This is a genomic window from Phycicoccus sp. Soil748 (assembly GCF_001428025.1).
GTDB lineage: Bacteria > Actinomycetota > Actinomycetes > Actinomycetales > Dermatophilaceae > Pedococcus.
This window is the reverse complement of sequence record NZ_LMSC01000008.1, coordinates 281,323-303,053: the sequence shown is the minus strand read 5'-3', so window position 1 is coordinate 303,053 and position 21,731 is coordinate 281,323. Positions and strand designations below refer to the sequence as shown.

24 protein-coding genes are annotated in these 21,731 nt (G+C 71.9%); 8 read left to right on the top strand and 16 right to left on the bottom strand.

Annotated elements, in window-relative coordinates:
- Nucleotides 1-64: 64 nt before the first annotated feature.
- Complete coding sequence (locus tag ASG70_RS13955; protein ID WP_056884443.1) at nucleotides 65-853, bottom strand: hypothetical protein; 789 nt, start codon at nucleotides 851-853, stop codon at nucleotides 65-67.
- A gap of 55 nt (nucleotides 854-908) precedes the next feature.
- Here ASG70_RS13955 and ASG70_RS13950 point away from each other — a divergent pair, with 55 nt between their 5' ends.
- On the top strand, nucleotides 909-1,703 hold the full coding sequence (locus ASG70_RS13950; protein WP_200949298.1) for a class I SAM-dependent methyltransferase: 795 nt from the start codon (nucleotides 909-911) through the stop codon (nucleotides 1,701-1,703).
- 68 nt (nucleotides 1,704-1,771) lie between these two features.
- On the opposite strand, the gene ASG70_RS13945 is transcribed toward ASG70_RS13950, so the two are convergent.
- From ASG70_RS13945 to ASG70_RS13915, 7 genes are all read right to left on the bottom strand, one after another.
- Nucleotides 1,772-2,128 carry a phosphomannose isomerase type II C-terminal cupin domain gene (locus tag ASG70_RS13945; RefSeq protein WP_056884479.1) on the bottom strand — a complete coding sequence of 119 codons (357 nt, stop codon included), beginning with the start codon at nucleotides 2,126-2,128 and terminating at the stop codon, nucleotides 1,772-1,774.
- Nucleotides 2,129-2,154: 26 nt separating this feature from the next.
- On the bottom strand, nucleotides 2,155-2,493 hold the full coding sequence (locus ASG70_RS13940) for a DUF2516 family protein (RefSeq protein WP_056884441.1): 339 nt from the start codon (nucleotides 2,491-2,493) through the stop codon (nucleotides 2,155-2,157).
- Between the two features lie 17 nt (nucleotides 2,494-2,510).
- The gene (gene dtd, locus ASG70_RS13935) at nucleotides 2,511-2,936 is read right to left on the bottom strand and encodes a D-aminoacyl-tRNA deacylase (protein ID WP_056884440.1); all 426 of its coding nucleotides are present in this window, start codon (nucleotides 2,934-2,936) and stop codon (nucleotides 2,511-2,513) included.
- Nucleotides 2,937-2,955: 19 nt separating this feature from the next.
- Complete coding sequence (locus tag ASG70_RS13930) at nucleotides 2,956-3,936, bottom strand: asparaginase (RefSeq protein WP_056884439.1); 981 nt, start codon at nucleotides 3,934-3,936, stop codon at nucleotides 2,956-2,958.
- Nucleotides 3,937-4,051: 115 nt separating this feature from the next.
- On the bottom strand, nucleotides 4,052-4,762 hold the full coding sequence (locus ASG70_RS13925) for a hypothetical protein (RefSeq protein WP_056884438.1): 711 nt from the start codon (nucleotides 4,760-4,762) through the stop codon (nucleotides 4,052-4,054).
- Between the two features lies 1 nt (nucleotide 4,763).
- The gene (locus ASG70_RS13920; protein WP_056884437.1) at nucleotides 4,764-5,255 is read right to left on the bottom strand and encodes a helix-turn-helix domain-containing protein; all 492 of its coding nucleotides are present in this window, start codon (nucleotides 5,253-5,255) and stop codon (nucleotides 4,764-4,766) included.
- Between the two features lie 75 nt (nucleotides 5,256-5,330).
- Nucleotides 5,331-6,176, bottom strand: a complete 846-nt coding sequence (locus tag ASG70_RS13915) for a 3-keto-5-aminohexanoate cleavage protein (protein WP_056884436.1) — start codon at nucleotides 6,174-6,176, stop codon at nucleotides 5,331-5,333.
- 149 nt (nucleotides 6,177-6,325) lie between these two features.
- Between ASG70_RS13915 and ASG70_RS13910 the strand changes: the two genes are divergently transcribed.
- Nucleotides 6,326-7,738 (top strand): polysaccharide biosynthesis tyrosine autokinase, encoded by a 1,413-nt coding sequence (locus tag ASG70_RS13910; protein WP_056884435.1) that lies wholly within the window; start codon nucleotides 6,326-6,328, stop codon nucleotides 7,736-7,738.
- Nucleotides 7,739-7,775: 37 nt separating this feature from the next.
- Here ASG70_RS13910 and ASG70_RS13905 read toward each other — a convergent pair whose 3' ends face one another.
- From ASG70_RS13905 to ASG70_RS13885, 5 genes are all read right to left on the bottom strand, one after another.
- Nucleotides 7,776-8,882: a folate-binding protein YgfZ gene (locus ASG70_RS13905; RefSeq protein ID WP_369818915.1), complete on the bottom strand. Its 1,107-nt coding sequence runs from the start codon at nucleotides 8,880-8,882 to the stop codon at nucleotides 7,776-7,778.
- Nucleotides 8,860-9,330, bottom strand: coding sequence for a Fur family transcriptional regulator (locus ASG70_RS13900; RefSeq protein ID WP_235531505.1), 471 nt, complete (start codon nucleotides 9,328-9,330; stop codon nucleotides 8,860-8,862). Before ASG70_RS13900 ends, ASG70_RS13905 begins: the two co-directional genes overlap by 23 nt.
- A 137-nt stretch (nucleotides 9,331-9,467) precedes the next feature.
- Nucleotides 9,468-10,397, bottom strand: a complete 930-nt coding sequence (locus ASG70_RS13895) for a hypothetical protein (RefSeq protein WP_156400005.1) — start codon at nucleotides 10,395-10,397, stop codon at nucleotides 9,468-9,470.
- Entirely contained in the window at nucleotides 10,397-10,981 is a 585-nt protein-coding gene (locus ASG70_RS13890) for a hypothetical protein (RefSeq protein WP_056884432.1), read from the bottom strand. Before ASG70_RS13890 ends, ASG70_RS13895 begins: the two co-directional genes overlap by 1 nt.
- A gap of 6 nt (nucleotides 10,982-10,987) precedes the next feature.
- Complete coding sequence (locus ASG70_RS13885) at nucleotides 10,988-11,485, bottom strand: FABP family protein (RefSeq protein ID WP_056884431.1); 498 nt, start codon at nucleotides 11,483-11,485, stop codon at nucleotides 10,988-10,990.
- 122 nt (nucleotides 11,486-11,607) lie between these two features.
- Between ASG70_RS13885 and ASG70_RS13880 the strand changes: the two genes are divergently transcribed.
- Nucleotides 11,608-11,997 carry a DsrE family protein gene (locus tag ASG70_RS13880; protein ID WP_056884430.1) on the top strand — a complete coding sequence of 130 codons (390 nt, stop codon included), beginning with the start codon at nucleotides 11,608-11,610 and terminating at the stop codon, nucleotides 11,995-11,997.
- Nucleotides 11,998-12,059: 62 nt separating this feature from the next.
- On the opposite strand, the gene ASG70_RS13875 is transcribed toward ASG70_RS13880, so the two are convergent.
- The gene (locus ASG70_RS13875) at nucleotides 12,060-12,914 is read right to left on the bottom strand and encodes a hypothetical protein (protein WP_056884429.1); all 855 of its coding nucleotides are present in this window, start codon (nucleotides 12,912-12,914) and stop codon (nucleotides 12,060-12,062) included.
- A 16-nt stretch (nucleotides 12,915-12,930) separates the two neighbouring features.
- Nucleotides 12,931-13,197, bottom strand: a complete 267-nt coding sequence (locus ASG70_RS13870) for a MoaD/ThiS family protein (RefSeq protein WP_235531504.1) — start codon at nucleotides 13,195-13,197, stop codon at nucleotides 12,931-12,933.
- A 92-nt stretch (nucleotides 13,198-13,289) separates the two neighbouring features.
- On the opposite strand from ASG70_RS13870, the gene ASG70_RS13865 reads away from it, so the two are divergent.
- Nucleotides 13,290-13,979 (top strand): response regulator transcription factor, encoded by a 690-nt coding sequence (locus ASG70_RS13865; protein WP_056884428.1) that lies wholly within the window; start codon nucleotides 13,290-13,292, stop codon nucleotides 13,977-13,979.
- Between the two features lie 120 nt (nucleotides 13,980-14,099).
- On the opposite strand, the gene ASG70_RS13860 is transcribed toward ASG70_RS13865, so the two are convergent.
- Nucleotides 14,100-16,001 carry a bifunctional UDP-sugar hydrolase/5'-nucleotidase gene (locus ASG70_RS13860; RefSeq protein ID WP_056884427.1) on the bottom strand — a complete coding sequence of 634 codons (1,902 nt, stop codon included), beginning with the start codon at nucleotides 15,999-16,001 and terminating at the stop codon, nucleotides 14,100-14,102.
- A gap of 102 nt (nucleotides 16,002-16,103) precedes the next feature.
- Here ASG70_RS13860 and mshD point away from each other — a divergent pair, with 102 nt between their 5' ends.
- The 4 genes from mshD to pstS all read left to right on the top strand — a co-directional run bounded on the left by mshD (nucleotide 16,104) and on the right by pstS (nucleotide 21,714).
- Nucleotides 16,104-17,102: a mycothiol synthase gene (gene mshD / locus ASG70_RS13855; protein ID WP_235531503.1), complete on the top strand. Its 999-nt coding sequence runs from the start codon at nucleotides 16,104-16,106 to the stop codon at nucleotides 17,100-17,102.
- Between the two features lie 4 nt (nucleotides 17,103-17,106).
- Nucleotides 17,107-19,377 carry an RNA degradosome polyphosphate kinase gene (locus tag ASG70_RS13850; protein ID WP_056884425.1) on the top strand — a complete coding sequence of 757 codons (2,271 nt, stop codon included), beginning with the start codon at nucleotides 17,107-17,109 and terminating at the stop codon, nucleotides 19,375-19,377.
- Nucleotides 19,374-20,324, top strand: a complete 951-nt coding sequence (locus ASG70_RS13845) for an NUDIX hydrolase (RefSeq protein ID WP_056884424.1) — start codon at nucleotides 19,374-19,376, stop codon at nucleotides 20,322-20,324. Before ASG70_RS13850 ends, ASG70_RS13845 begins: the two co-directional genes overlap by 4 nt.
- Nucleotides 20,325-20,595: 271 nt before the next feature.
- Nucleotides 20,596-21,714, top strand: a complete 1,119-nt coding sequence (pstS, locus tag ASG70_RS13840; protein ID WP_056884423.1) for a phosphate ABC transporter substrate-binding protein PstS — start codon at nucleotides 20,596-20,598, stop codon at nucleotides 21,712-21,714.
- Nucleotides 21,715-21,731: the final 17 nt, after the last annotated feature.

The following is a 21,731-nucleotide window of genomic DNA, read 5'->3' as shown; positions in this document are numbered from 1 at the left end:
TCCCACGTCATCCCCTCAGATCGAGGAGTCGCACTCCCTCAACCAACCTGCCAGGTCAGTACATCTAGGTCGACGGCGACGGTGCGGGCTGCGGCCGGGCGAACGACGAGACGGTGAGGAACGCGGCGTTCGACCAGACGTGGACGTCGATGCGACCCTCCTCACGCACGTCCACCCCTCGCGCCACGCGCCCCGGCCCGACGCCGACGTTCGTCCCGAGGTTGGTGGAGAACGCCGCTTGCCCTTCCGCCGAGCTCGGCGCCAGCCACGCCGCCTTCCTGCGCAGGTTGACCGACGGCAGGGCCGGGCGGATCCCCGTCGTCAGGGGACGGTGGTCGAGGTGCCAGACCACGCCGTCGGCACCGTTGACGTCGACGCCGAGCCGGATCACCGAGCCGGCGAGCTCCACCCGCATCACGAGGGGCATCGTCACCTCGCCGTCGGAGACGTGCCCGAAGTAGGTGGCCCGACCCGGCAGGAAGGTGAGCTCGTCGATGGTGACGTTGCTGAGCACCCGGGTCACCTTCTCCTCGGTGTCGACCCCGCGTCCCGTCGCCCGCCCCTCGAGGGCCGAGAGCATCGACCCGCCGATCACCGTCTGGGTGAGCAGGTCCTCGCCGCGCAGGATCCGCAACCCGTCGGGGTACAGCGAGACCGAGACCCCGCCACCCAGGGTGGCGACGCCCTTGGCGTCCGCAGCCACGGTGAGCAGCCCCGGGGAGATGTCGTCGAACCCCTCGTCGCGCCCCAGCCACCCGGGGAGGTGGGTCGAGAGGCCGAGCAGCGCCAGTGCCGTGAGCGAGGCCACCAGCGCGACCATGCTGCGGCTGATGTCGATCTGGCGCCCGGGCACGGGATCACCCTAGGGGCGTGGCCTGGTGGCGCCTGCCCGTAGGCTGCCCCGCGTGGTGCGACAGCGACCGGTCGGGACGGTCACCCGGGGCACCACCAACCCCAACCGCCTGCGGCGCGTGGACCGCTGGCTCGCCGGCCCCCAGGCCTGGCGCCTGCGCCGCCCCGGTCCGCCGCCCGTCGTCGTCGACCTCGGGTACGGCGCCTCGCCGGTCACCGCTGTCGAGCTGCACGACCGCCTACGCCGGGTGCGCCCCGACGTCGAGGTGGTCGGCATCGAGATCGAGCCGGACCGCGTGGCCCTGGGCCAGGCCCTGGCGCGCGACGGGCTCTCTTTCGCCCTCGGCGGGTTCGAGGTGCCGCTTCCCCGGGGACGACAGGCGACGGTGGTCCGCGCGTTCAACGTGCTCCGGCAGTACGACGAGTCACAGGTCGGCGCGGCGTGGGCCACCGTGCAGGACCGGCTGACGCCCGACGGCCTGCTCGTCGACGGCACCTGCGACGAGCTCGGACGGCGCAGCACCTGGGTCGCGGTCGACCGCCACGGTCCGCTGTCGCTGACCCTGTCGTGGCGGCTGCGCGGGCTGCACACACCGTCGGACGTCGCCGAGCGCCTGCCCAAGGCGCTCATCCACCGCAACGTCGCGGGCGAGGCCGTGCACGGGTGGCTCTCGGCGCTGGACCGCTCGTGGTCGCACGCCGCCCACCACGGGAGCTTCGGCCGGCGACAGCGCTTCCTCGCGACGGTGCAGGCCCTGCGCGACGAGGGCTGGCCGGTGCTCGACGGCCCGAGCCGATGGAGGCTCGGCGAGGTCACCGTCGCCTGGGACGCGGTGGCGCCGGCGGCGTAGGTCAGCCGGTGGCGCGTCCACCGGTGAGCGTCGGGTCAGCAGGCGCGTCGCTTCAGTGGGGCGTCGCGTCAGCGGGCGTAGTCGTCCTCGAGGCGCACGATGTCGGCCTCGTCGAAGTCGCCGAACGCCACCTCGAGCAGCCGCCCCGGGGCGTCGCCCCGGTTGGCCATCCGGTGGACGGCGCCCTGCGGGACCCAGACCTTCTCCCCCGGCTGGGCGCTCCACGTGCGCTCACCCACGGTGACCTCGATGGGCCCGTCGAGCACCTGCCAGAACTCACCGCGGTGCTCGTGCGTCTGCAGCGACAGCCGGTGGCCCGGCTGGACCGTGATGATCTTGACCGTCACGCGCTCGTTGGAGACGAACTGCTCGAACTGCCCCCACGGGCGCTCCTGGACGAAGATCTCCTCGCGCGGGTCGCGCATGGCCTCCCCCTGACCTGCCACGGCGGTCACCACGGTCCGTAGGGGCCCATGTGCTGGCTCCCGCCCCCTCGTCCCACCATCTGCCTCAGGGCCGGCCTCACGTCGGCCAGGTAGATCGCGGCGCCGACGAACGCGATGAGGCCGATCGAGAAGATCCGCCCGGAGGACCCCAGCGAGACGAAGCCCAGGAGGACGGCGACGGCCAGGATGATCGTCCAGAACTGCTTGGTGCGCTTGCCCGCCGCGACGTAGACCTCCGGCCGGTAGCGCAGCGCGTCGACCAGGGCGAAGACCTCGGCGGCGAACGCCACGAGGCTGAGCAGCAGCGTCACCACGGCCTGCAGGCTTCCGAGTGTCCCGAACATGGACGACAGCCTAGACGTCAGACGTCGACGACCAGGGTCACCGGCCCGTCGTTGACCAGGGAGACGTCCATCATCGCGCCGAACCGCCCTGTGGCGACCTCGACCCCACGGGCCCGCAGCGCCTGCACGACCGCGTCGACCAGGGGTTCGGCGACCGGCCCGGGGGCGGCGTTGTTCCACGACGGGCGTCGCCCCTTGCGGGTGTCGGCGTAGAGCGTGAACTGGCTGACGACGAGCACCGGGGCGCCCACGTCGGCGACCGAGCGCTCGTCGCGCAGGATCCTCAGCTCGCTGATCTTGCGGGCCATCGTGGCGACCTGGTCGGGCCCGTCGTCGTGGGTCACGCCGACCAGGGCCACCAGCCCGGGACCGTCGATGGCGCCGACGACGACCCCGCCGACGGTCACCGAGGCACTGCTCACGCGCTGCAGGACGGCACGCACGGCTGGGGTCGGCCCCGGCTCAGATGTTGACGGCGACGATGGCGCCGACCGGCTCGCCGTGCCCGAGCACCGGCGAGTGCTCCAGCTGGGCGAGGGCCGGGGAGTCGACGCCGAGGCGTCGCAGGGCGGCAGCGAGGATGACCGGCTTGGCGCGGGGGTAGCCGTCGGCGACCTTGAGGGCGACGCCGCGGCCGTCGGCCAGCCCCACGGCGTACACGGACTCGGCACCGTCCTTGGCGATGAGGCCGGGAGTGTGCTCGATGAGGGCGGTGACGTCGCGGCCGGTGCCGCCGAGGTAGGCGGGGTTGGCGCGGATCGCGTCGGCCACCTCGGCCTCGTGGGTGCCGGCCGGGGCCGAGGCCATGGCGCCGAACGCGCGGGCCAGGCCGGCGAGCGTCACGGCCATCACCGGGGCCCCACAGCCGTCGACCGCGGTGGAGGTGATCTCGTCGCCGGTGAGCTCGGCCAGCGTCTGCGCGATGGCCTGCTGCAGCGGGTGCGAGGGGTCGCGGTACGTCGTGGTGTCCCAGCCGTTGACCACGCAGGTGGCGAGCATCGCGGCGTGCTTGCCGGAGCAGTTCTGGGTGATGGGCAGCTTGCCGCCCCCGCTGCGCAGGACCGCCTCGCGCGCGTCGTCGTTCACGGGGTAGTCGGGGGTGTTCTGCAGGGCGCCCTCGGTGAGCCCGACGGAGGCGAGCATCTCGCGCACCGCCGTGAGGTGGAAGTCCTCACCAGAGTGGCTCGCCGACGCGATGGCGAGATGGTGGGCCGGCATACGGAGCCCCGCACGCACCATGGCCAGCGTCTGCACCGGCTTGTTGGACGACCGCGGGAACACCGGGTCGTCGACGGCGCCCAGCGCGAGCAGGTGCGCGCCGTCCGGCCCGGTCGCGACCACGGAGGCACGGTGGGCGGACTCCACGAACCCGCCACGCACGTAGTGCGCGAGGACGGGGGCGTCGTCGAGGGCGGGCGGGGTGGCGGTATGCAGCGTGCTCACCCCACCGAGCCTAGCCACGGTCAGCGGACGACGGACGGCCCCCACCCCGTGTGGGGTGGGGGCCGTTCGCGGCGCTGCAGGGCAGGGCCCGGCTCAGTCGCCGGTCACTCGCTGGTCAGTCGCCGACCTTGGCGGCGGCGGTGGTGCTGGCCTTCTTCGCAGTCGACGCGGTCTTCTTCGCACCGGTGGTCGCGCGCTTGGTGGCGGACTTGGTGGCGGTGGCGGACTTCTTGGTGGTGGTCGAGGTGCGCTTGGCAGCCGTACGGGTGCGCTTGGCGGACTCCTTGGCGGCCGTGGCCACCTCGGCGGTCTCCACGGCGACCGAGCCCGCGACGACGTCGGCGACCGTGGCGGCCTCCTTGCGACCGGTGGTCAGCGTGGCCTTGGCGGAGCGCTGGATGTCGGTGGCCGACTTGCGCACGGTGGTGACCGCACCCTTGCCGAGGGCGACGGTGGTGCCGGCCTGGGCGATCAGGTCCTGGGTGGCCTTCTGGGTGCGGACGCGCTTGACGAGCTGCTCGCCGCGGGCGGCGACGGACTCGTAGGACTCCTGCGCCTTGCCGGCCAGCACGAGGCTGCGGTTGAGCGCCAGGGCCGGCAGCTCCTGCGCCTGCTCGGCGACACCGAGGACGCGGGTCTGCGCGCGGGTCTGGAGGGCGGCCGGGTCGAGGTCTGCGGCGAGCTCGGCGCGCAGCGCCTCGGTGCGGGCCGCGGCGCGGGTGCGGGCCTCGCGGACCTTCTCGACGGCCAGGTCGGTCAGGCCCACGGCGGCGAACACCGGGGTCGTGTCGATGACGTTCTTGCGGATGTCGGCAACGAGTGCCATGTCATTCTCCTTCGGTGCGGGTGGTGGAGGTCTTGGCTGCCCGGGTCGTGGGCTTGCGCGTGGTGCCGGAGGCGGCCTTGCGCGTGGTGCCGGAGGCGGCCTTGCGGGTGCGGGTGCTCCTCGGGGCGGCGTCGCCACCGACGAACGAGTCGTAGATGTCCAGCAGGGCGGACTTCTGACGGGCGTTGAGTCGCGGGTCGGCGCCGATGACGGCCCGGGTGTCCGGCGCCTCGGCCTGGTGGCCCTGGCGCTCGTCGAGGATGCCGGCCCGCACGTAGAGCGACTCGGCGGAGACCTCGAGGCCCTTGGCGAGCTGCTGGAGGATCTCGGCGCTGGGCTTCTTCAGGCCCCGCTCGATCTGCGACAGGTAGGGGTTGGAGACCCCGGCCAGCTCGGACAGCTGGCGCAGCGAGAGCCTGGCGGTCTGGCGCTGCTCGCGCAGGTAGTCACCGAGGCTCTCACCTCCCAGGGGTCCCAGCGGAATCCGGCTCATGCCTCCAGTGTGCTTGCTCTAGTTAGCAAAATGCAAACTGCAGGCAGCGTGACGGTGACCACATCCCGTCCGGTGTCAGGCGGTGCGGCGGTCCTTGACGCCCAGCAGGGCGCGGGCGTCATCCGTCGACATCGCAGGACGCTGCATCACCTCGGCGAGGTGCGCCGCGCGCTCGACGAGCTCACGGTTGTGCTGGACCTGGACTCCGCGCGAGAACACCACGTTGTCCTCCATCCCGACGCGCAGGTGGCCGCCTGCCGCGAGGGCCGCGGCAGCGATGGGCAGGTGGGTGCGCCCGATACCAGTCGCCGACCAGGAGGTGACCTCGGCGGGCAGCATCGAGACGCCGGCGACGAGGGCGGCCGGCGTCCCCGGCATGCCGCCCGGGACACCGGTCACGAAGTCGACGTGCACCTTGCCGCCGAAGGGCAGCCCGTGGGTGTCGATGAGGCGGGCGAGGGCGGCGACGTGGCCGAGGTCGAACAGCTCGAACTCCGGCACGACCTCGCGCTCCTGCGCCTGCACGTAGAGGTCGGACATGAAGCCGTAGGGGTTGAGGAAGACGTCGTCCCCGAAGTTGGTGGTGCCGCAGGTGAGCGAGCAGGAGTCGGGCTCGGCGTCGAGGACCGTCAGCCGCTGCTCGAGCGGGTCATGGACGCTGCCACCGGTCGACAGCTGCACCACCAGGGTCGTCTGCTCCCGAAGGGCGTCGACCGCGGCCTTGAGGTGGCCGTGGTCGAGCGTCGGGCGGTGCTCGGCGTCGCGGATGTGCAGGTGGATCATCGACGCGCCGGCGGCCTCGCACGAGACGGCGGTCTCGACGAGCTCCTCGAGCGTGGTCGGCAGCTGCGGGAAGTCACCCTTGGACAGCTCGGCGCCGGTGGGTGCGACGGTGATCAGGGTGCCGGGGGTCGTGGCCATGGCGGACATCTTGGCAGCAGTGCCGTGCCATTGCGGCCGCCTCTAGCGCACCGTCCCTGCAAGTGGGTGTGGGAGACTGGCGGGCGCCCGACCGCAAACTCGAACAAGCGGCGACAACCGGCGACCGGCAACACAACGAAAGCAGGACCGTGGACCTCCGCGACTACTACCGAGTGGTCAGCAAGCGCTGGCGCCTCATCACCGCCGTGACGCTCCTCGTCGTCGCGCTCGCCGCCCTCTTCACGTTGACCAGTCCGAAGGTGTACCAGGCGCGCACCCAGCTGTTCGTCTCCACCTCGGCGGGCGCCGACTCCACCCAGCTGCTCCAGGGCAACACCTTCAGCCAGCAGCGGGTGAAGTCCTACGCCGACCTGATCACGACGCCCGCCGTGCTCGACCCGGTGATCAAGGAGCTGGGCCTCGACATGTCGGCCGACAGCCTCGGGCAGAAGATCACCGCGACCGTCCCGATCGAGACGGTCCTGATCGACGTGCTGGTCACCGACCGCAACCCCCAGTCGGCGGCGAACATCGCCGACGCCGTGGGCAAGCAGTTCTCGGCGAGCATCCTCGACCTGGAGCGGGTGTCCGACACCTCCCCCAGCCCGGTCAAGGTGTCGGTCGTGCGCCCGCCCTCGGTGCCCACCGCGCCCATCAGCCCCAACCCGGTGCGCAACATCGGCCTGGGGGTCGTCCTCGGCATCGTGCTCGGACTCGGCACCGCGCTCCTGCGGGACACCTTCGACACCTCCGTGCGGAGCGAGCGCGACGTCAAGGACGCCACGGACGAGACCGTCATCGGCGGGATCCTCTTCGACCCTGATGCGCCCAAGCACCCGCTCATCGTCCAGTCGGACCCCCACAGCACGCGCGCGGAGGCGTTCCGGGCGCTGCGTACCAACCTGCAGTTCGTCGACGCCGCCAAGCACCCGCGGTCGATCGTCTTCACGTCCTCCCTCCCTGGAGAGGGCAAGACCACCACGACCGCCAACCTCGCCATCAGCATGGCCGCGGCAGGTGCGCGCGTGTGCGTGATCGAGGGTGACCTCCGCCGTCCCCGCCTCCTGCGCTACATGGGCATGGAGGGTGCGGTCGGGCTGACCAACGTGCTGATCGGTCAGGCAGACCTCGCCGACGTCCTGCAGCCCTACGGGGACACCGGCATCCAGGTGCTGGGCGCAGGTCAGATCCCGCCCAACCCGAGCGAGCTCCTGGGTTCGGACACCATGTCGCGCACCATCCGCCAGCTCGAGCAGATGTTCGACTACGTCATCATCGACGCTCCCCCCGTCCTGCCTGCGACCGACTCGACGGTGTTGAGCACCATCACCGGCGGCGTGGTCATGGTGGCTGGCTGCGGAGTCGTGAAGAAGGAACAGCTCAACCGGGCACTCGAGTCGCTGGAGACCGTCGGCGGCAACCTGCTCGGCATCGTGGTCAACCGCATCCCCACCCGCGGGGCCGACGCCGGCACCTACTACTACGGCAACGGCTACGCGCCGCTCACGGCTGACCGCAGCCGCAAGCAGCGCGCCAAGGACCGCCAGAGCGCCAGCGTCTGACCCTCGGCACCTCCGCTCTGACCCTCGCCACCTCCGCTCAGGGGGCCACGACCTCGGTCTGGCTGGCCGTCACCCCGTCGACCTCCAACGTCGCGTCGACGGGGGTGTTGCGCTTCAGGAGGGCGAGCCCGATCGGGCCGTCCTCGAAGTGTCTCGCCACCGAGGTGACCCACCCGACCTGACGATCTTCGAGCAGGATGGCCCCGCCCCGTTCGGGGAGGCCGTGCCCGGAGCCGTCGAGGTGCAGGAAGGTCAGGCGCCGCGGTGGCCGCCCCAGGTTGTGGACCCGCGCCACCGTCTCCTGTCCCCGGTAGCAGCCCTTGTGCAGGTGGACGGCGGTACGCAGCCAGTCGGTCTCGTGGGGGATGGTGCGGTGGTCCGTCTCGAAGCCCAGCCGCGGGCGCCAGGCAGCCACGCGCAGCGCCTCCGCCGCCCACGTGCCCGCAAGATCCCGGTCGCCGACTGCCGACGCGAGGTCTGCCATCGGCACGATCACCTCGCGCCACGCGCGGCCCCGGGCCGGGTGACCCTCGTCGGGGCCGTAGGCGGCGGTGTCGCCGACGAGCCCGGGCCAGGGGTCGCGCCACGCCAGGTGCTCACCCGGGAGGGCCTCGGCGGAGGAGGACTCGCCCACCACGGCCCAGTCGTCACTGACGTCGTTGACGTCGACGCGCAGCATGAAGCGCATCGAGGCCAGCCACGCGGTGAGGGCCGGCGCGGTACCCGGCTCGGTCGTGATCCAGGTGGTCTCGCCGTCGTCGACCAGGTGGAGGTCGTGCTCGATGTGCCCCTTGGGACTGAGGACGAGCGACTCCCGGGACTGCAGCGGCGGCAGGCCAGTGAGGTGCTGGGTCGTGATCGAGTGCAGCCAGGACAGCCTGTCGGGGCCGGAGACCGTGACCACGCCACGGTGGGACAGGTCGACCACCGCCAGGCCGTCCACCAGGAGGCGCTGCTCCCGCATGGGGTTGCCGTAGTGGGCCGCGACGCCCGCGTCAGCCCCGTCCCCCTCGACCGCTCCCGGTCGCGACAACAGCGCCGAGCGACGGCGGTCGTCCGTCGGGCCAGCTGCAGGGGGGGCCTCGCTGGGGAGGCGCTCGCGGGTCGTCTCGTCCGCAGGGTCAGTGGTCGTGCGTGGGTCCACGCTGGGGCTCCTTCGCGCTCTGGTGGCCATCGGGGCCGCTCGCGCACTCTGCGCACTCGCCGTGCACCGCCATGTGCGTCACGTCAGCGACAAAGCCCGTGGCCCTGAGAACATTCCCGATGAAGGCATCTGCCGCCTGCCGGTCGCACTGCTGCACGCGGCCGCACGACCGGCAGACGAGGTGGACGTGGTCGGCGTGGTCCGCCAGGTGGTAGCTCGGTGCATGGTGGTCGAGGTGGGTGTGGCCGACGATACCCAGGGACTCCAACGCCTCCAGGGCCCGGTACACCGTCGAGGTGGCCAGCGGCGTCCCCCCGTCTGCCGAGACCCGGGCCACGACGTCGTCCGGGGTGGCGTGCCCGAGGGTCGCGACCGCGTCCAGCACCCGTTGGCGTTGGGGGGTCATCCTGAGTCCGTGGGCTCGCAACAGCTCACCTGCGTCGTACACGGTCCCACTCTACGGTCGGCGAGGTACCCGACCTCGAGGCCTCGGGACCCGACAGCGACGGCCGGGCGTGCAGCCGGCTGCCCGTATGCGGCACAGCGGCACGCCGGCACGTCCGCACCCGGCACACCGGTCGAGCGTCAGCTCTTCCAGGTGGAGTAGGCCTTGTCGGAACGGTAGGTGTCGTCGCCCACCGCCAGCCATCCACCATCGGTGGTGACCGCCAGGGCAACGGTCCCGGGCTCGACCTTCGCGGTGTCCAGCGCCGCGCACCCCACGACGGTGTCGGGGCTCGCGGCGTCGACCACCGCCACCCCCGCACAGCCACCGAGGCCGGGGGCGGCCACCAGCACGCGCCCCCCGTTCGTCTGGGCGACCGCCAGGGCGCCGTCGAGCGTCGCCCGGGTCTTCCAGTGGTCACCGCTGGCGCTGGACAGGACCCGCCCGTCGGCGCACAGCACCACCGCACCGGCGTCCACCACGGAGAGGTCGACGACGGCCTCGCCGCCGCACGGGCGCCCCAGGTGACCCTTCGGAAGACCTATGGAGCCGGCGCTGTGCGGGTCGCGGAACCACGCGTCCTGCACCGCGCGAGGGGTCCCGAAGCTCCCCGAGTAGGAGTCGGCCTGCCGGATCCGGGCGGCGCACCGAGCCCCGGAGTCGGCTCCGACGGCGAAGGCCGACCCGTTGGCCCGCACCCTGACCCTCGTCAGGACGTCGAACGGCGCCGTCTGCGCTTTCCAGGACCGCCCCCCGTCCGTCGTCAGGGCCATCGTTGCTCCCCCGTCTGCGCAGGTCCCGGTCGTGAAGCGGACGGCGGTGGTCGGGTTGACCACGGTCAGCCCGACCACGAGCGGGACAGCCTCGGCCGCCGGGGAGGAGGAGGTGGTTGCCGACGCTCCCGGCGCAGCCGCGCCGTCGCCGGCCCCGACGGGCGTGGCCACGACCGGCGCTCCCCCGCCCGTCACCGGCTCATGGGTGGTGGTGAGCGCGGTCCCGACCAGGACGACGTCGACGACCAGCAGCACGGCGAGGCCGACGGTGCCCATCCGCTCCGAGAGACGTCCCATCAGGCCCTGCCCAGTGCGTGGGCAACGCTCGGCAGCGATTCCATGATCTGCCGGCTCATCTCGTCGAAGACCTCGTCTGCGCGACGGAAGGGGTCGACGATGTCGGCATCGAGGTCGCTCAGGGGTGCGCGCGCCCCTCGCTGGGCGACCGCCAGTCCCACGGCACGCACGACCTGTTCCCGGGCGGACCCGGTCACGGCGTGCAGCCGCTCGGCGGGGACCCTAGCGACGAGCTCCGCGAACTCGCGGAAGGAGAACACGTAGCGCAGGGCCCGGGGGTGCAGCCGGGCGACCTCGGCGCGGTGGGCGCGGGTCGCGGTCAGCACCAGGTCCGACTCGGCGACCATCGACGCCGTGAGCTGACGAGCGACGAAGCCGTGAGCGGCGTACCCGGCATCCTCGAGGCGAACCTGGGCGCGCGCGTCCATGCCGTGGCCGGCCAACGCACCCGTACCCGCGCTGCTGACCAGCGCCGCCCCGGTCCCCCAGGAGCCATCCAGCTCAGCCTGCAGGGCACGCTCGAGGAAGGGTGAACGGCAGATGTTGCCGGTGCAGACCGTGAGGATCTGCGCGGTGGCCGTCACCAGCTCTCAACCAACGCGCTTGAGCTCGGCCGACACGTGGCTCTGCAGCTTCTGGCCGGCGGCGGCCATGTCCATGGCCCACAGCAGGTTGGAGTTGACCAGGCCGTAGAGGCGCGTCGCGGCGTTGTACTCCTTGGCGTGCGGGCTGCGCAGGACACCGTCGGTGCGCAGCTCGATCTTGGCCGGCTCGGCCTTGCCGAAGTAGAGCTCGACGATGCCCGTGGGGTGGGTCAGCAGCAGCTCGACCTCGCCGCCCTCCACGGGGCGCCAGAAGCCGAGCTCGGTCGCCAGCGGACGCACCTGCTCCCCGGCCTCGTTGAGCAGCCAGGTCTGGCTGCGCCAGGTCAGGAAGGGCCGGCCGTCATGGCTGACCTCGATCTCCTGGCCGAAGTTCGCCGACTCGATGGTGGGGTAGCCGACGACGCCGGCGCCCTCCCAGCGGCCGATCATCCAGGCCAGCGGCGCGAGCTCACGCGGCAGGTCGGTGTCGAGGTGGAACACCATCAGCGGGGCGTCTTGACCAGGCGGTAGACGACGAACCCGGCGAACCAGGTGATCACGACGGCGGAGGCGACGAGCAGGCCGATGTAGAAGGTGTGCACGAGCCAGATCGTAGCCTGTAGCCCATGACCGTCCCCACAGCTCCGGCAACCCCGAGCACGCGCCTGGTGGTGAAGGCCACCTGCGGCACCGACGCACCCGAGCGCCTCAACCAGGCCCTCACCGTCGCGGCGACCGCGGCGGCCAGCGGCGTCGACGTCAGCCTGTGGCTCACCGGCGACGCCACGTGGATGGCCGTGCCCGGCCGGGCCGAGGAGTTCGAGCTGCCCCACGCCGCAGCCGCTGCGGACCTCATGGCCGCCGTGCTGGCGGCAGGCCGGGTCACCGTCTGCGGCCAGTGCGCTGCCCGCCGTGAGCTCACCGAGGCCGACCTCGTCCCTGGTGCAGTGGTGCGAGGCGCTGCGGCGTTCGTCGAGGAGGTCATGGCGCCGGCCACCCAGGCGCTGGTGTACTGAGCCGGCCCCCTTCACGGTGCCGGCGCCCGGTCCACGGGGGACGGCGCGTCAGGAAAGGTCGCTCAGGCGACGAAGTAGCGCACCACGACGTAGGCGACGACCCCCACCAGCAGCGACGACGACGCCCCGACCGCCAGCTGGGCACGCGCCATCGCGGTTGCCGGGAGCACGGCCATGACGCGGCGCGCCGCGTGCGACACCGCTGCCGAGAACAGGCCCAGCAGGGCAGCCGGCCACAGGCGCGGGTGGTCGGCAACCACCGAGACCAGCATGCCGGCGAGGCCGCCGAGCACCATCGAGATGAACAGCGCCCACTGCCGCAGCCTCGGCACCTTGATGAGCGGGTCCGCGAGGACGCCGAGGCCGAGCCCCGCCATCGCGGCGGCCAGGGCGTGGTCGCCGTGCAGCACCTCGGGGATGGGTGCCAGGGCGATCCCCGCCGAGATCACCGCCAGCCCGGTGACGCTCGCCGACACCGACTCGGCGAGCCGTGGCCGGCCGTCCCGGCGCATGAGCTGGTGCAGGAACGCCACGATCACCGACACGGCCATCGCGGCCGGCATCCACTGGAGGTAGGGCGCCTCGTCGGTGAGCAGGACCGCGGCAGTCATGAGCACGGTGCCGACGGCCAGCACGGTGCTCGTGCCCCGAGGGCTCGGTAGGCTCAGCAGCTGGGGCCAGCCCCAGGCGAGGACGAGTCCTGCGAGCGCGACGGACACGGCGACGAAGCCCGGGCTGGCGTACGCGGTCAGGCCGACCAGGGCCGCGAACGCCATGGTCGTGACCATGGTGAGCGGCCGGGCGAGCAGGGCTCGCCGGGGCAGCACCTGCGGACCGCGACGGCTGCTGGCGCGACGCTCACGACGGGTCAGCGGCACCGCACCCTCGGGGGCCTGCTGCTCGGGAACGTCGGACACAGCCCGCATCCTCGCATCACCCACCGGCGAAGGGCGGCAGGACCTCGAGGACGGACCCACCGGTGAGGGGTGCCTCCCGGTCCACGGACCTGCCGTCGAGCAGCAGGGTGCTGACGGCGGCCACGGGCTCGAGCGGCGGGTGCAGTGCCACGACGGCGGCGAGGGCTGCCCCCACGGTCGTGACGTCGGTCAGCTCGTCCTGCTCCACACCGGCGGCGGCACGCGCCCCGGCCCAGTAGCGGATGGTCACCGCACCCACGGCGCGGTCGGACGGCGTACCCACTGCTCTCCCCTCCTCGACCTGATGCTGAGACGGGGGTCTCAGCATGTGTGCGCCATCTCGGCGGCACCCCCGGCACCGTATCCTTCTCTGGCATGGCCCGTCTGCTGCTGCTGACCAACGCCCTGGCGCCCAGCGCCGAGGTGCTGCCGGCACTGGGGCTGCTGTCGCACCAGGTGCGGATCCTCCCGGCCGAGCCCACCGCCCTCGTGGACGCCCCGCCCGCTGACGCGGTGCTGCTGGACGCCCGCCGCGACCTCGCGGTCTCCCGCTCGCTGTGCCGGGTGCTGCGCGCCACCGGGATGTCCGTGCCGCTCATCGCCGTCCTGACCGAGGGCGGCCTCGCCGGCATCACCGCGGAGTGGGGTGTCGACGAGGTGCTGCTGGAGTCCGCGGGCCCCGCCGAGGTGGAGGCGCGGCTCCGGCTCGCGGCCGGCCGCCTGCAGGACCTCCAGGAGCCGGAGGAGGTCCAGATCACCTCCGGTGACGTCACCATCGACGAGGCCACCTACTCGGCACGCGTGCGCGGACGGCTGCTCGACCTCACCTACAAGGAGTTCGAGCTCCTCAAGTACCTCGCGCAGCACCCGGGCCGCGTCTTCAGCCGTGCCCAGCTCCTGCAGGAGGTCTGGGGCTACGACTACTACGGCGGCACGCGCACCGTCGACGTCCACGTCCGCCGGCTGCGCGCCAAGCTCGGTTCCGAGCACGAGGTGCTCATCGGCACGGTGCGCAACGTCGGCTACCGCTTCGTGCCTGCCGAGGACGTCGCCGCCGACGCCTGAGCACCGGCAGCTCCTGCCGTCGTGTGGCGGCTGCGGCCGCGTCCGGCCGCGCGACCGCGCGACACGCGAGAAGGCGCCCCTCCCGTCCGGGAGGGGCGCCTTCGTCGTACAGCGGGTCGGTCAGTTCTTCGTGATGCGCGTGTCCGTCGTCGGGCTGTAGGGCGAGTGCGCCTGCAGGTAGTTGGCGAACGCGTCGATGTCGAGCCCGCCGAAGAACCGGCCGGTGCCATCGCGGAACCCGGGCAGGCCGTCGCCACCGTCGGCGACGAAGTTGTTCGTCACCACCCGGTAGGTCGCGGTGTCGCTGATCGGGGACCCGCCGAGCGTCACCGGGCCAAGGACCCGGCTGCCGGAGGCGTCGCTGTAGCTGTAGGCGAACCCGTTGGAGACCTGGAGGATGACCGGGCGGGCCGTGGAGTTGGGCGAGGTCTTCGCACCGCCACCCCACTGCTCGAGCAGGATCTCCTTGATCTGGGCGCCGGTGAGCGAGACGGAGACGAGGTAGTTGTTGAACGGCTGGACCTGGAAGGCCTCGTCGTAGGTCACGTCGCCGGGCGCCTCACCCCACGGGGAGTTGCTGTAGGTGAGGTTGGTCCGGATGCCGCCCGGGTTCATGAAGGCGATGACCGGGGGCTGGCCGCCGGTCGTGGTCGACGGGTCGGCGAGCTGGGCGTCCGCGATGAGGTCGCCGAGCTTGGACTCCCCACCGGCGTTCGAGGCGGTCGTGATGTCGCCACTGATGCTGCCGAGGACCTTGCTCGCGACCGGACGGATGAGCGTCTTGTAGTCGGCGATGAGCTTGGTCTGGGCGGCGTCCTTGAACTCGGGGTCACGGGTGACGACGACGTTGCTGCCCGACACGGCACTGCGCACGATGTCCTGGGTGCGCCGGTCGAAGGTCAGGTCGGTCTCGGTGACGAGCCGGCCGAACGACGACGCGGAGGTGACCAGTCGGGGCTGGCCGGCCGGGTCGGGGATGCTGCACACGTACGGCGTGTGGGTGTGGCCGCTGATGATCACGTCGATCTGGGGCGACAGCTTCTGCGCGATCGGGATGATCGGGCTGGCCGGGACGTTCAGGCCGTCGCTGGTGCCCGTCGGGCAGGCCGAGTCGTACTTGTTCTCGAGGCCGGTCGCCGGGTTGGTGTGCGGGCCGCCGGGGTAGGTGGCCGTGCGGGCCGGCACGCCGCCCTGGTGGATGAGGACGACGATGGCCTTGACACCCTTCGCCTCGAGCTGCGGCACGAGCGCGTTGGCGGTCTCCACCTCGTCGGTGAACTCCAGGCCCTCGATGCCGGAGGCGGTCACGATGTTGGGGGTGTCCTTGAGGGTCATGCCGATGAAGCCGACCTTGGCACCCTTGAAGTTCTTCACCCAGGTGGCCGGGAGGATGGTCTGGCCGTTGGCCTTGTACTTGACGTTGGCCGCGAGGATCGGGAAGTTCGCGCCGGTGAAGGTCTTGCCGCCGGGGCAGGAGTCCTGGTTGGCCGCACCCGCGCCGTCGTCGATGCAGCCGCCGTTCGCGAGGCGCTGGAGCTCCTTGTAGCCCTCGTCGAACTCGTGGTTGCCCACGGCCGTGACGTCGAGCCCGAGGCTGTTCATGGCCTCGATGCTGGGCTCGTCGTGGAAGGCGGCCGACAGCAGCGGGGACGCACCGACGATGTCACCGGCCGCGACGGTGGCGGTGTACGGGTGTCCCGCACGCAGGGCCTTGAGGTGGCCCGCCAGGTACTCCACCCCACCGGCGTTGACCGTGGTCGGCGTCACGGCGTAGGAGGTCACACCCGTGCTCGGGTTCGTCGAGGACGTCTCGGTGTAGGTGTCCGACGTGATGATCCGGCCACTGGAGCCCGCCGGGGGCTCGAGGTTGCCGTGGAAGTCGTTGAAGGACAGGAGCTGGATGTCGATGGTCGGGCCGTTCGAGGCGGCCTGCGAGCTGCCGCTGACGAAGGCGGCGCCCGACGCGGCGAGCGCAGCGACGGCCACGACGCCCGACAAGCGCCTGGTACGGGGAGAGGTCATGAATGCATCCTTGTGCGGAAAGGGTGTCCCCGGCGGTAGCCGGACCCGTGCACGCTAACGGCGCGACCGCGGGAAAGGAAGATGCGTGGTGCAATGCTTTCCGTGCCTTCATCACAGATCTGCCGCAGCGACACGTTGACGGACCCGGAGCGCGCGCAGGTGCGTGAGCTGCAGCGTCGCGCGACGTCCGAGGACGGGGTGCGGCCGCTGTCCGAGCAGACCGAGCTCGCCCTCGCGGCAGGGCCGGGCGAGGTGCGCCACTACCTCGTGGTCGAGGACGGCGCCGGCGGCCAGGCGACCGTGCAGGCCTACGCGCAGCTCGACGACGCCGCCGCGCCGGACGCCTCGGGCGAGCTCGTCGTCGACCCGGCAGCCCGCCGCCGCGGGCTGGGCACCGCCCTCGCGGAGGCGGTCCTGGCCGACGCCCCCGCGGCCCGGCTGTGGTCGCACGGGCAGCTCCCCGGTGCCACCGCCCTGGCGCACCGCCTCCGGCTGCAAGCCGTCCGGGAGCTGCACAAGATGGCGCGGCCGCTCACACCTGCCGACCTGGACCCGGCGGCCGTCGCCCTGCCAGAGGGGTTCCGCGCCAGGACGTTCGAGCCCGGCCGCGACGAGGAGCCCTGGCTGGCCACCAACGCCGCCGCCTTCGCCCAGCACCCGGAGCAGGGCCGGATGACGCTGGCGGACCTGCAGGACCGGATGGCGCAGCCGTGGTTCGACGCGGCCGGCTTCGTCATCGTCACCGCAGACGACGCACCCGACGACGCACCTGACGAGGTGGCCGCGTTTCACTGGACCAAGGTCGACCCTGACACCCCGACGGTCGGGCGGGCCCACGGCGGCGAGGGTCGCGAAGCGAGCCACAGCGCCGGGGAGGTGTACGTGGTGGGCGTGCACCCGCGGTACCAGGGACGTGGGCTGGGCCGTCCGCTCACGGCGCTCGGGCTCGCGCACCTCGCCTCCCTCGGGCTGGAAGAGGTGGACCTGTACGTCGACGGCGACAACCACGCGGCGATACACACCTACACGGCGCTCGGGTTCCGCAGCATCATGGTGGACGTCATGTATTCGCACGCAGTTCACGAACCACTGTCAGGATGAGCGCATGAGCGTGACCAGCCGCACCGCCGAGCAGGCCGAGGCCCTCGACGGCGGGCCCGCGGACGTCGCCGGCCAGGAGGTGTCGATCGCGAGCGCCCAGCCGCGCGCCTCCAACGGCCGGTTCATGCGCGTGGTGCACGGCCCCAGCCAGACGGACGCCAGCGGCCTGCCCAGTGACCGGTTCCTCGACCGCGAGATCTCGTGGCTGCAGTTCAACGAGCGGGTCCTCCAGCTCGCGGCGGACGACTCGGTGCCCCTGCTCGAGCGGGCCCGTTTCCTGGCCATCTTCACCTCGAACCTCGACGAGTTCTTCATGGTGCGCGTCGCCGGCCTCAAACGCCGTATCGCGACCGGGCTGGCTGTGCGCTCGGCCTCGGGCCTCGAGCCGCGCGAGGTGCTCGAGCAGATCTCACTGGTCGCCCACGAGCTGCAGGCGATGCAGAGCGTGGTCTACAAGGACAAGGTGCAGCCGGCCCTGGAGGACGAGGGCATCTCGGTGGTCCGCTGGGACGAGCTGAGCGACGCCGAGCGCGAGCTCCAGAGCGAGCTCTTCGCCGACCGCGTCTTCCCCGTGCTCACGCCGCTGGCCGTCGACCCGGCCCACCCGTTCCCCTACATCTCCGGCCTGTCCCTCAACCTCGCCGTGGTGCTGGTCAACCCCAAGACCGGCAAGGAGCACTTCGCCCGCGTCAAGGTGCCGCCGCTGCTGCCACGGCTCCTGCACATCGAGCCCGAGGCCGGGGACCCGGTGACCTCCGACCTCTTCTCGACGCGGTTCGTGCCGCTCGAGGACGTCATCGCGGCCCACCTCGACATGCTGTTCCCCGGGATGGAGGTGCAGGAGCACTTCACCTTCCGCGTCACCCGCAACGAGGACCTCGAGGTCGAGGAGGACGACGCCGAGAACATCCTCACGGCCCTGGAGCGCGAGCTCACACGCCGCCGGTTCGGGCCGCCCGTGCGGCTCGAGGTCGACGAGACCATCGACGACCACGTGCTCGACATGCTGGTGCGCGAGCTGGGGGTCAGCGAGAGCGAGGTCTACCGGCTGCCGGCGCCGCTCGACCTGCGTGGCCTCAACCTCATCGCCGACCTCGAGCGGTCCGACCTGCGCTACGAGCCGTTCCGTGGCCAGTCCCACCCCGACCTGTCGCCCGCCGAGAGCTCCAAGGCCGCCGACATCCTGTCCGTGGTGCGCGACAAGGACGTCCTGCTGCACCACCCCTACGACTCCTTCTCCACGTCGGTGCAGTCGTTCATCGAGCAGGCCGCCGCCGACCCCAACGTCCTGGCGATCAAGCAGACCCTCTACCGCACCAGCGGCGACTCCCCCATCATCGACGCCCTCATCGACGCCGCCGAGGCCGGCAAGCAGGTGCTGGCGATCGTGGAGATCAAGGCCCGCTTCGACGAGCAGAACAACATCTCCTGGGCCCGCAAGCTCGAGCACGCCGGCGTCCACGTGGTCTACGGCATCGTGGGGCTCAAGACGCACGCCAAGCTCTGCATGGTGGTCCGCCAGGAGACCGACGGCACGCTGCGGCGGTTCTGCCACATCGGCACCGGCAACTACAACGGCAAGACGGCCCGCATCTACGAGGACCTCGGCCTCCTGACCTCCGACCCCCAGGTCGGCGACGACCTGGCCCGGCTGTTCAACCAGCTGTCGGGGTTCGCTCCCCGCAGCAAGTTCAAGCGCCTGCTCGTGGCGCCGCGCTCGGTCCGCTCCGGCCTCGTCGACCGCATCGAGGCCGAGATGGACCACGCCGAGGCGGGTGAGGGCGGCCTCGTGCAGATCAAGGTCAACTCGATCGTCGACGAGCAGGTGATCGACGCCCTCTACCGCGCCTCGCAGGCCGGCGTGCAGGTCGACGTCTGGGTGCGCGGGATCTGTGCGCTGCGCCCCGGGGTCGAGGGCCTGTCCGACAACATCCGGGTGCGCTCGGTGCTGGGCCGCTTCCTCGAGCACTCGCGCGTCTTCCTCTTCGGCAACGCCGGCGACCCCGAGGTCTACATCGGCAGCGCCGACATGATGCACCGCAACCTCGACCGCCGCGTCGAGGCGCTGGTGCGCCTCGCCGAGCCCCGACACGTCGAGGACCTCCAGGCACTGCTCGCCCGTGGGATGAGCGACGAGTACGCCCACTGGGAGCTCGGCGGCGACGGGCGCTGGACGCGCGTGACGCTCGACGCCGACGGCGGACCGCTCCCCGACCTCCAGGCAGCCATGATCGAGGCCCACGCGAAGCGCCGCCGCAAGGCCCGCCGGCGTTGACCGCCCCCATCCCCGCCGCGGGCACCGTCCCGTGGCGCCGACGGCGCGGCCAGCTCGAGGTGGCGCTGGTGCACCGGCCCAAGTACGACGACTGGTCGTGGGCGAAGGGCAAGCTCGACCCCGGTGAGCCGTGGCCCGTCGCGGCGGTCCGGGAGACCCTCGAGGAGACGTCCCTGCCGGTGGGCCTCGGCCGCCCGCTGCCGACCGCGGAGTACGTCGTCCTCGACGGCGACGGCGCCCCGGCGACCAAGACCGTGCACTACTGGGCCGCCGAGGCGACGCAGCCGGCGGGCCCGCTGCAGAACGAGATCGACGAGGTCCGGTGGCTCGACGTGGTTGCCGCGTCCGACCGGCTGGACTACGCGCGCGACCGCGAACAGCTGCGCGCCCTGGTCCGCGCCGACAAGGCGGGCACCCTCACGACCTGGCCCCTCGTGCTGGTGCGGCACGCTCGTGCGGTGGGCCGGGGCTCCTGGCAGGGCGAGGACACGCAGCGCCCGCTCGACCAGGTCGGCGAGGGCCGGGCCGCCGCGATCGCCTCCCTGCTCGGCGCCTACGGGGTGCGGCGGCTGGTCAGCTCACCGTCGGTGCGCTGCGCCCGCACCCTCGCGCCGTACGCCGCGGAGCGCGGCCTCCCGCTGCGCACCAAGGACGGGCTCAGCGAGGAGGGGTATGCAGCCGACCCCACGCGGGCGGTGCGCCACCTGCACCGGCTCGTCGAGCGCGGTACGCCGTCGGCCCTGTGCAGCCACGGGCCGGTGCTGCCCGACCTGCTGGCCTGCCTCCTGGAGCGCGTCCACCCGGGCGAGCCGGATGCAGCCGCCGTCGCGGCGAACCTCCAAGCCGCCCGGGAGGACGCCATGGGCAAGGGCGAGGCGCTCGTGGTGCACCTCGTCGGCCAGGGCGAGGCGGCCCGGGTCGTGGCCGTGGAGCGCCACCTGCCCTGAACCGTGGCCCCCTGCCCCGGCGGCACCGCAGTGCCCTGACCAGCGGCTTCGTCCAGCCGACAGGCCGTTGCTGACCGGGTGCTGACCGGCCGTTCACGTGGAACCCGCCCACGGGTCGGTGTGACGCCCTCCAATGTCTGGCTGGTGTTCACCCTGCGTTCACCCACGACGGGCCGCGGCGTCATTCGCCCTGCCTACCTTCGCTGACGTCGGGCACCCACGCCCGCCACGAGTTTCCACCCGAGTTCCCTTGTTGAGAGGTTTGAACACCGTGAAGATCCAGCGTCTCGGCCTGCTGGCCAGCGTCGCCGTGGTCGGGTCCATCGCCCTGACGGCGTGCGGCTCCGACAACAACAACGGCTCCGACGCCGCCGGCGGCGGCTCGTCGAGCTCCAGCTCGTCCGACTGCCCGACGGGCACCCTGAACGCCGAGGGCTCCTCCGCCCAGAAGAACGCGATCGACGAGGCCATCTCGGCCTTCCAGGACACCTGCTCCGGGGCGACCGTCAACTACAACCCGACCGGCTCGGGCGCGGGCATCAAGCAGTTCCTCGCCGGCCAGGTCGACTTCGCCGGCTCCGACTCCGCGCTCAAGACGACGGAGAAGGACGGCAAGGTCGAGGCCGACGAGGCCGCCAAGTACTGCGGTTCCCCCGCCTGGAACCTGCCCATGGTGACCGGCCCCATCGCCGTCGCCTACCACGTCAAGGGCGTCGACAAGCTCGTCCTGACCCCCGAGGTCATCGCCAACATCTTCAACGGCAAGGTGACCACCTGGAACGACGCCTCGATCGCCAAGATCAACTCCGGCGTCACGCTCCCCTCCGAGCCCATCAAGGTCTTCTTCCGCTCGGACGAGTCCGGCACCACCGAGAACTTCACCAAGTACCTCAACGGGGCGGCGCCGTCCGCCTGGACCGCCGAGCCGGCCAAGAGCTGGACCGGCAAGGGCGAGGGCAAGGAGAAGTCGGCGGGTGTCGCCGGCGCGGTGCAGTCCACCGAGGGTGGCATCACCTACGCCGAGTGGTCCTACGCCAAGGACAACAAGCTCGGCATCGCCCAGATCGACAACGGCGCCGGCCCGGTCGAGCTCACCGGTGAGACCGTCGGGAAGGCCGTTGCCACCGCGAAGTCAGACGGCCAGGGCAACGACCTGCGCCTCAAGCTCGACTACGCCACCAAGGAGGCCGGGGCCTACCCGATCAACCTGGTGACCTACGAGATCGTCTGCTCCAAGAGCAAGGACCCGGCCAAGGCCAAGCTCGTCAAGTCCTTCCTCAAGAGCTTCGCCTCCGAGCAGACCCAGAAGTCCCTCGAGGAGATCGGCTACGCGCCGCTCCCCGACGAGGTCCGCACCAAGGTCGACGCGGCGATCGACGCGCTGTCCTGACCACCGAGCGTGTCGGG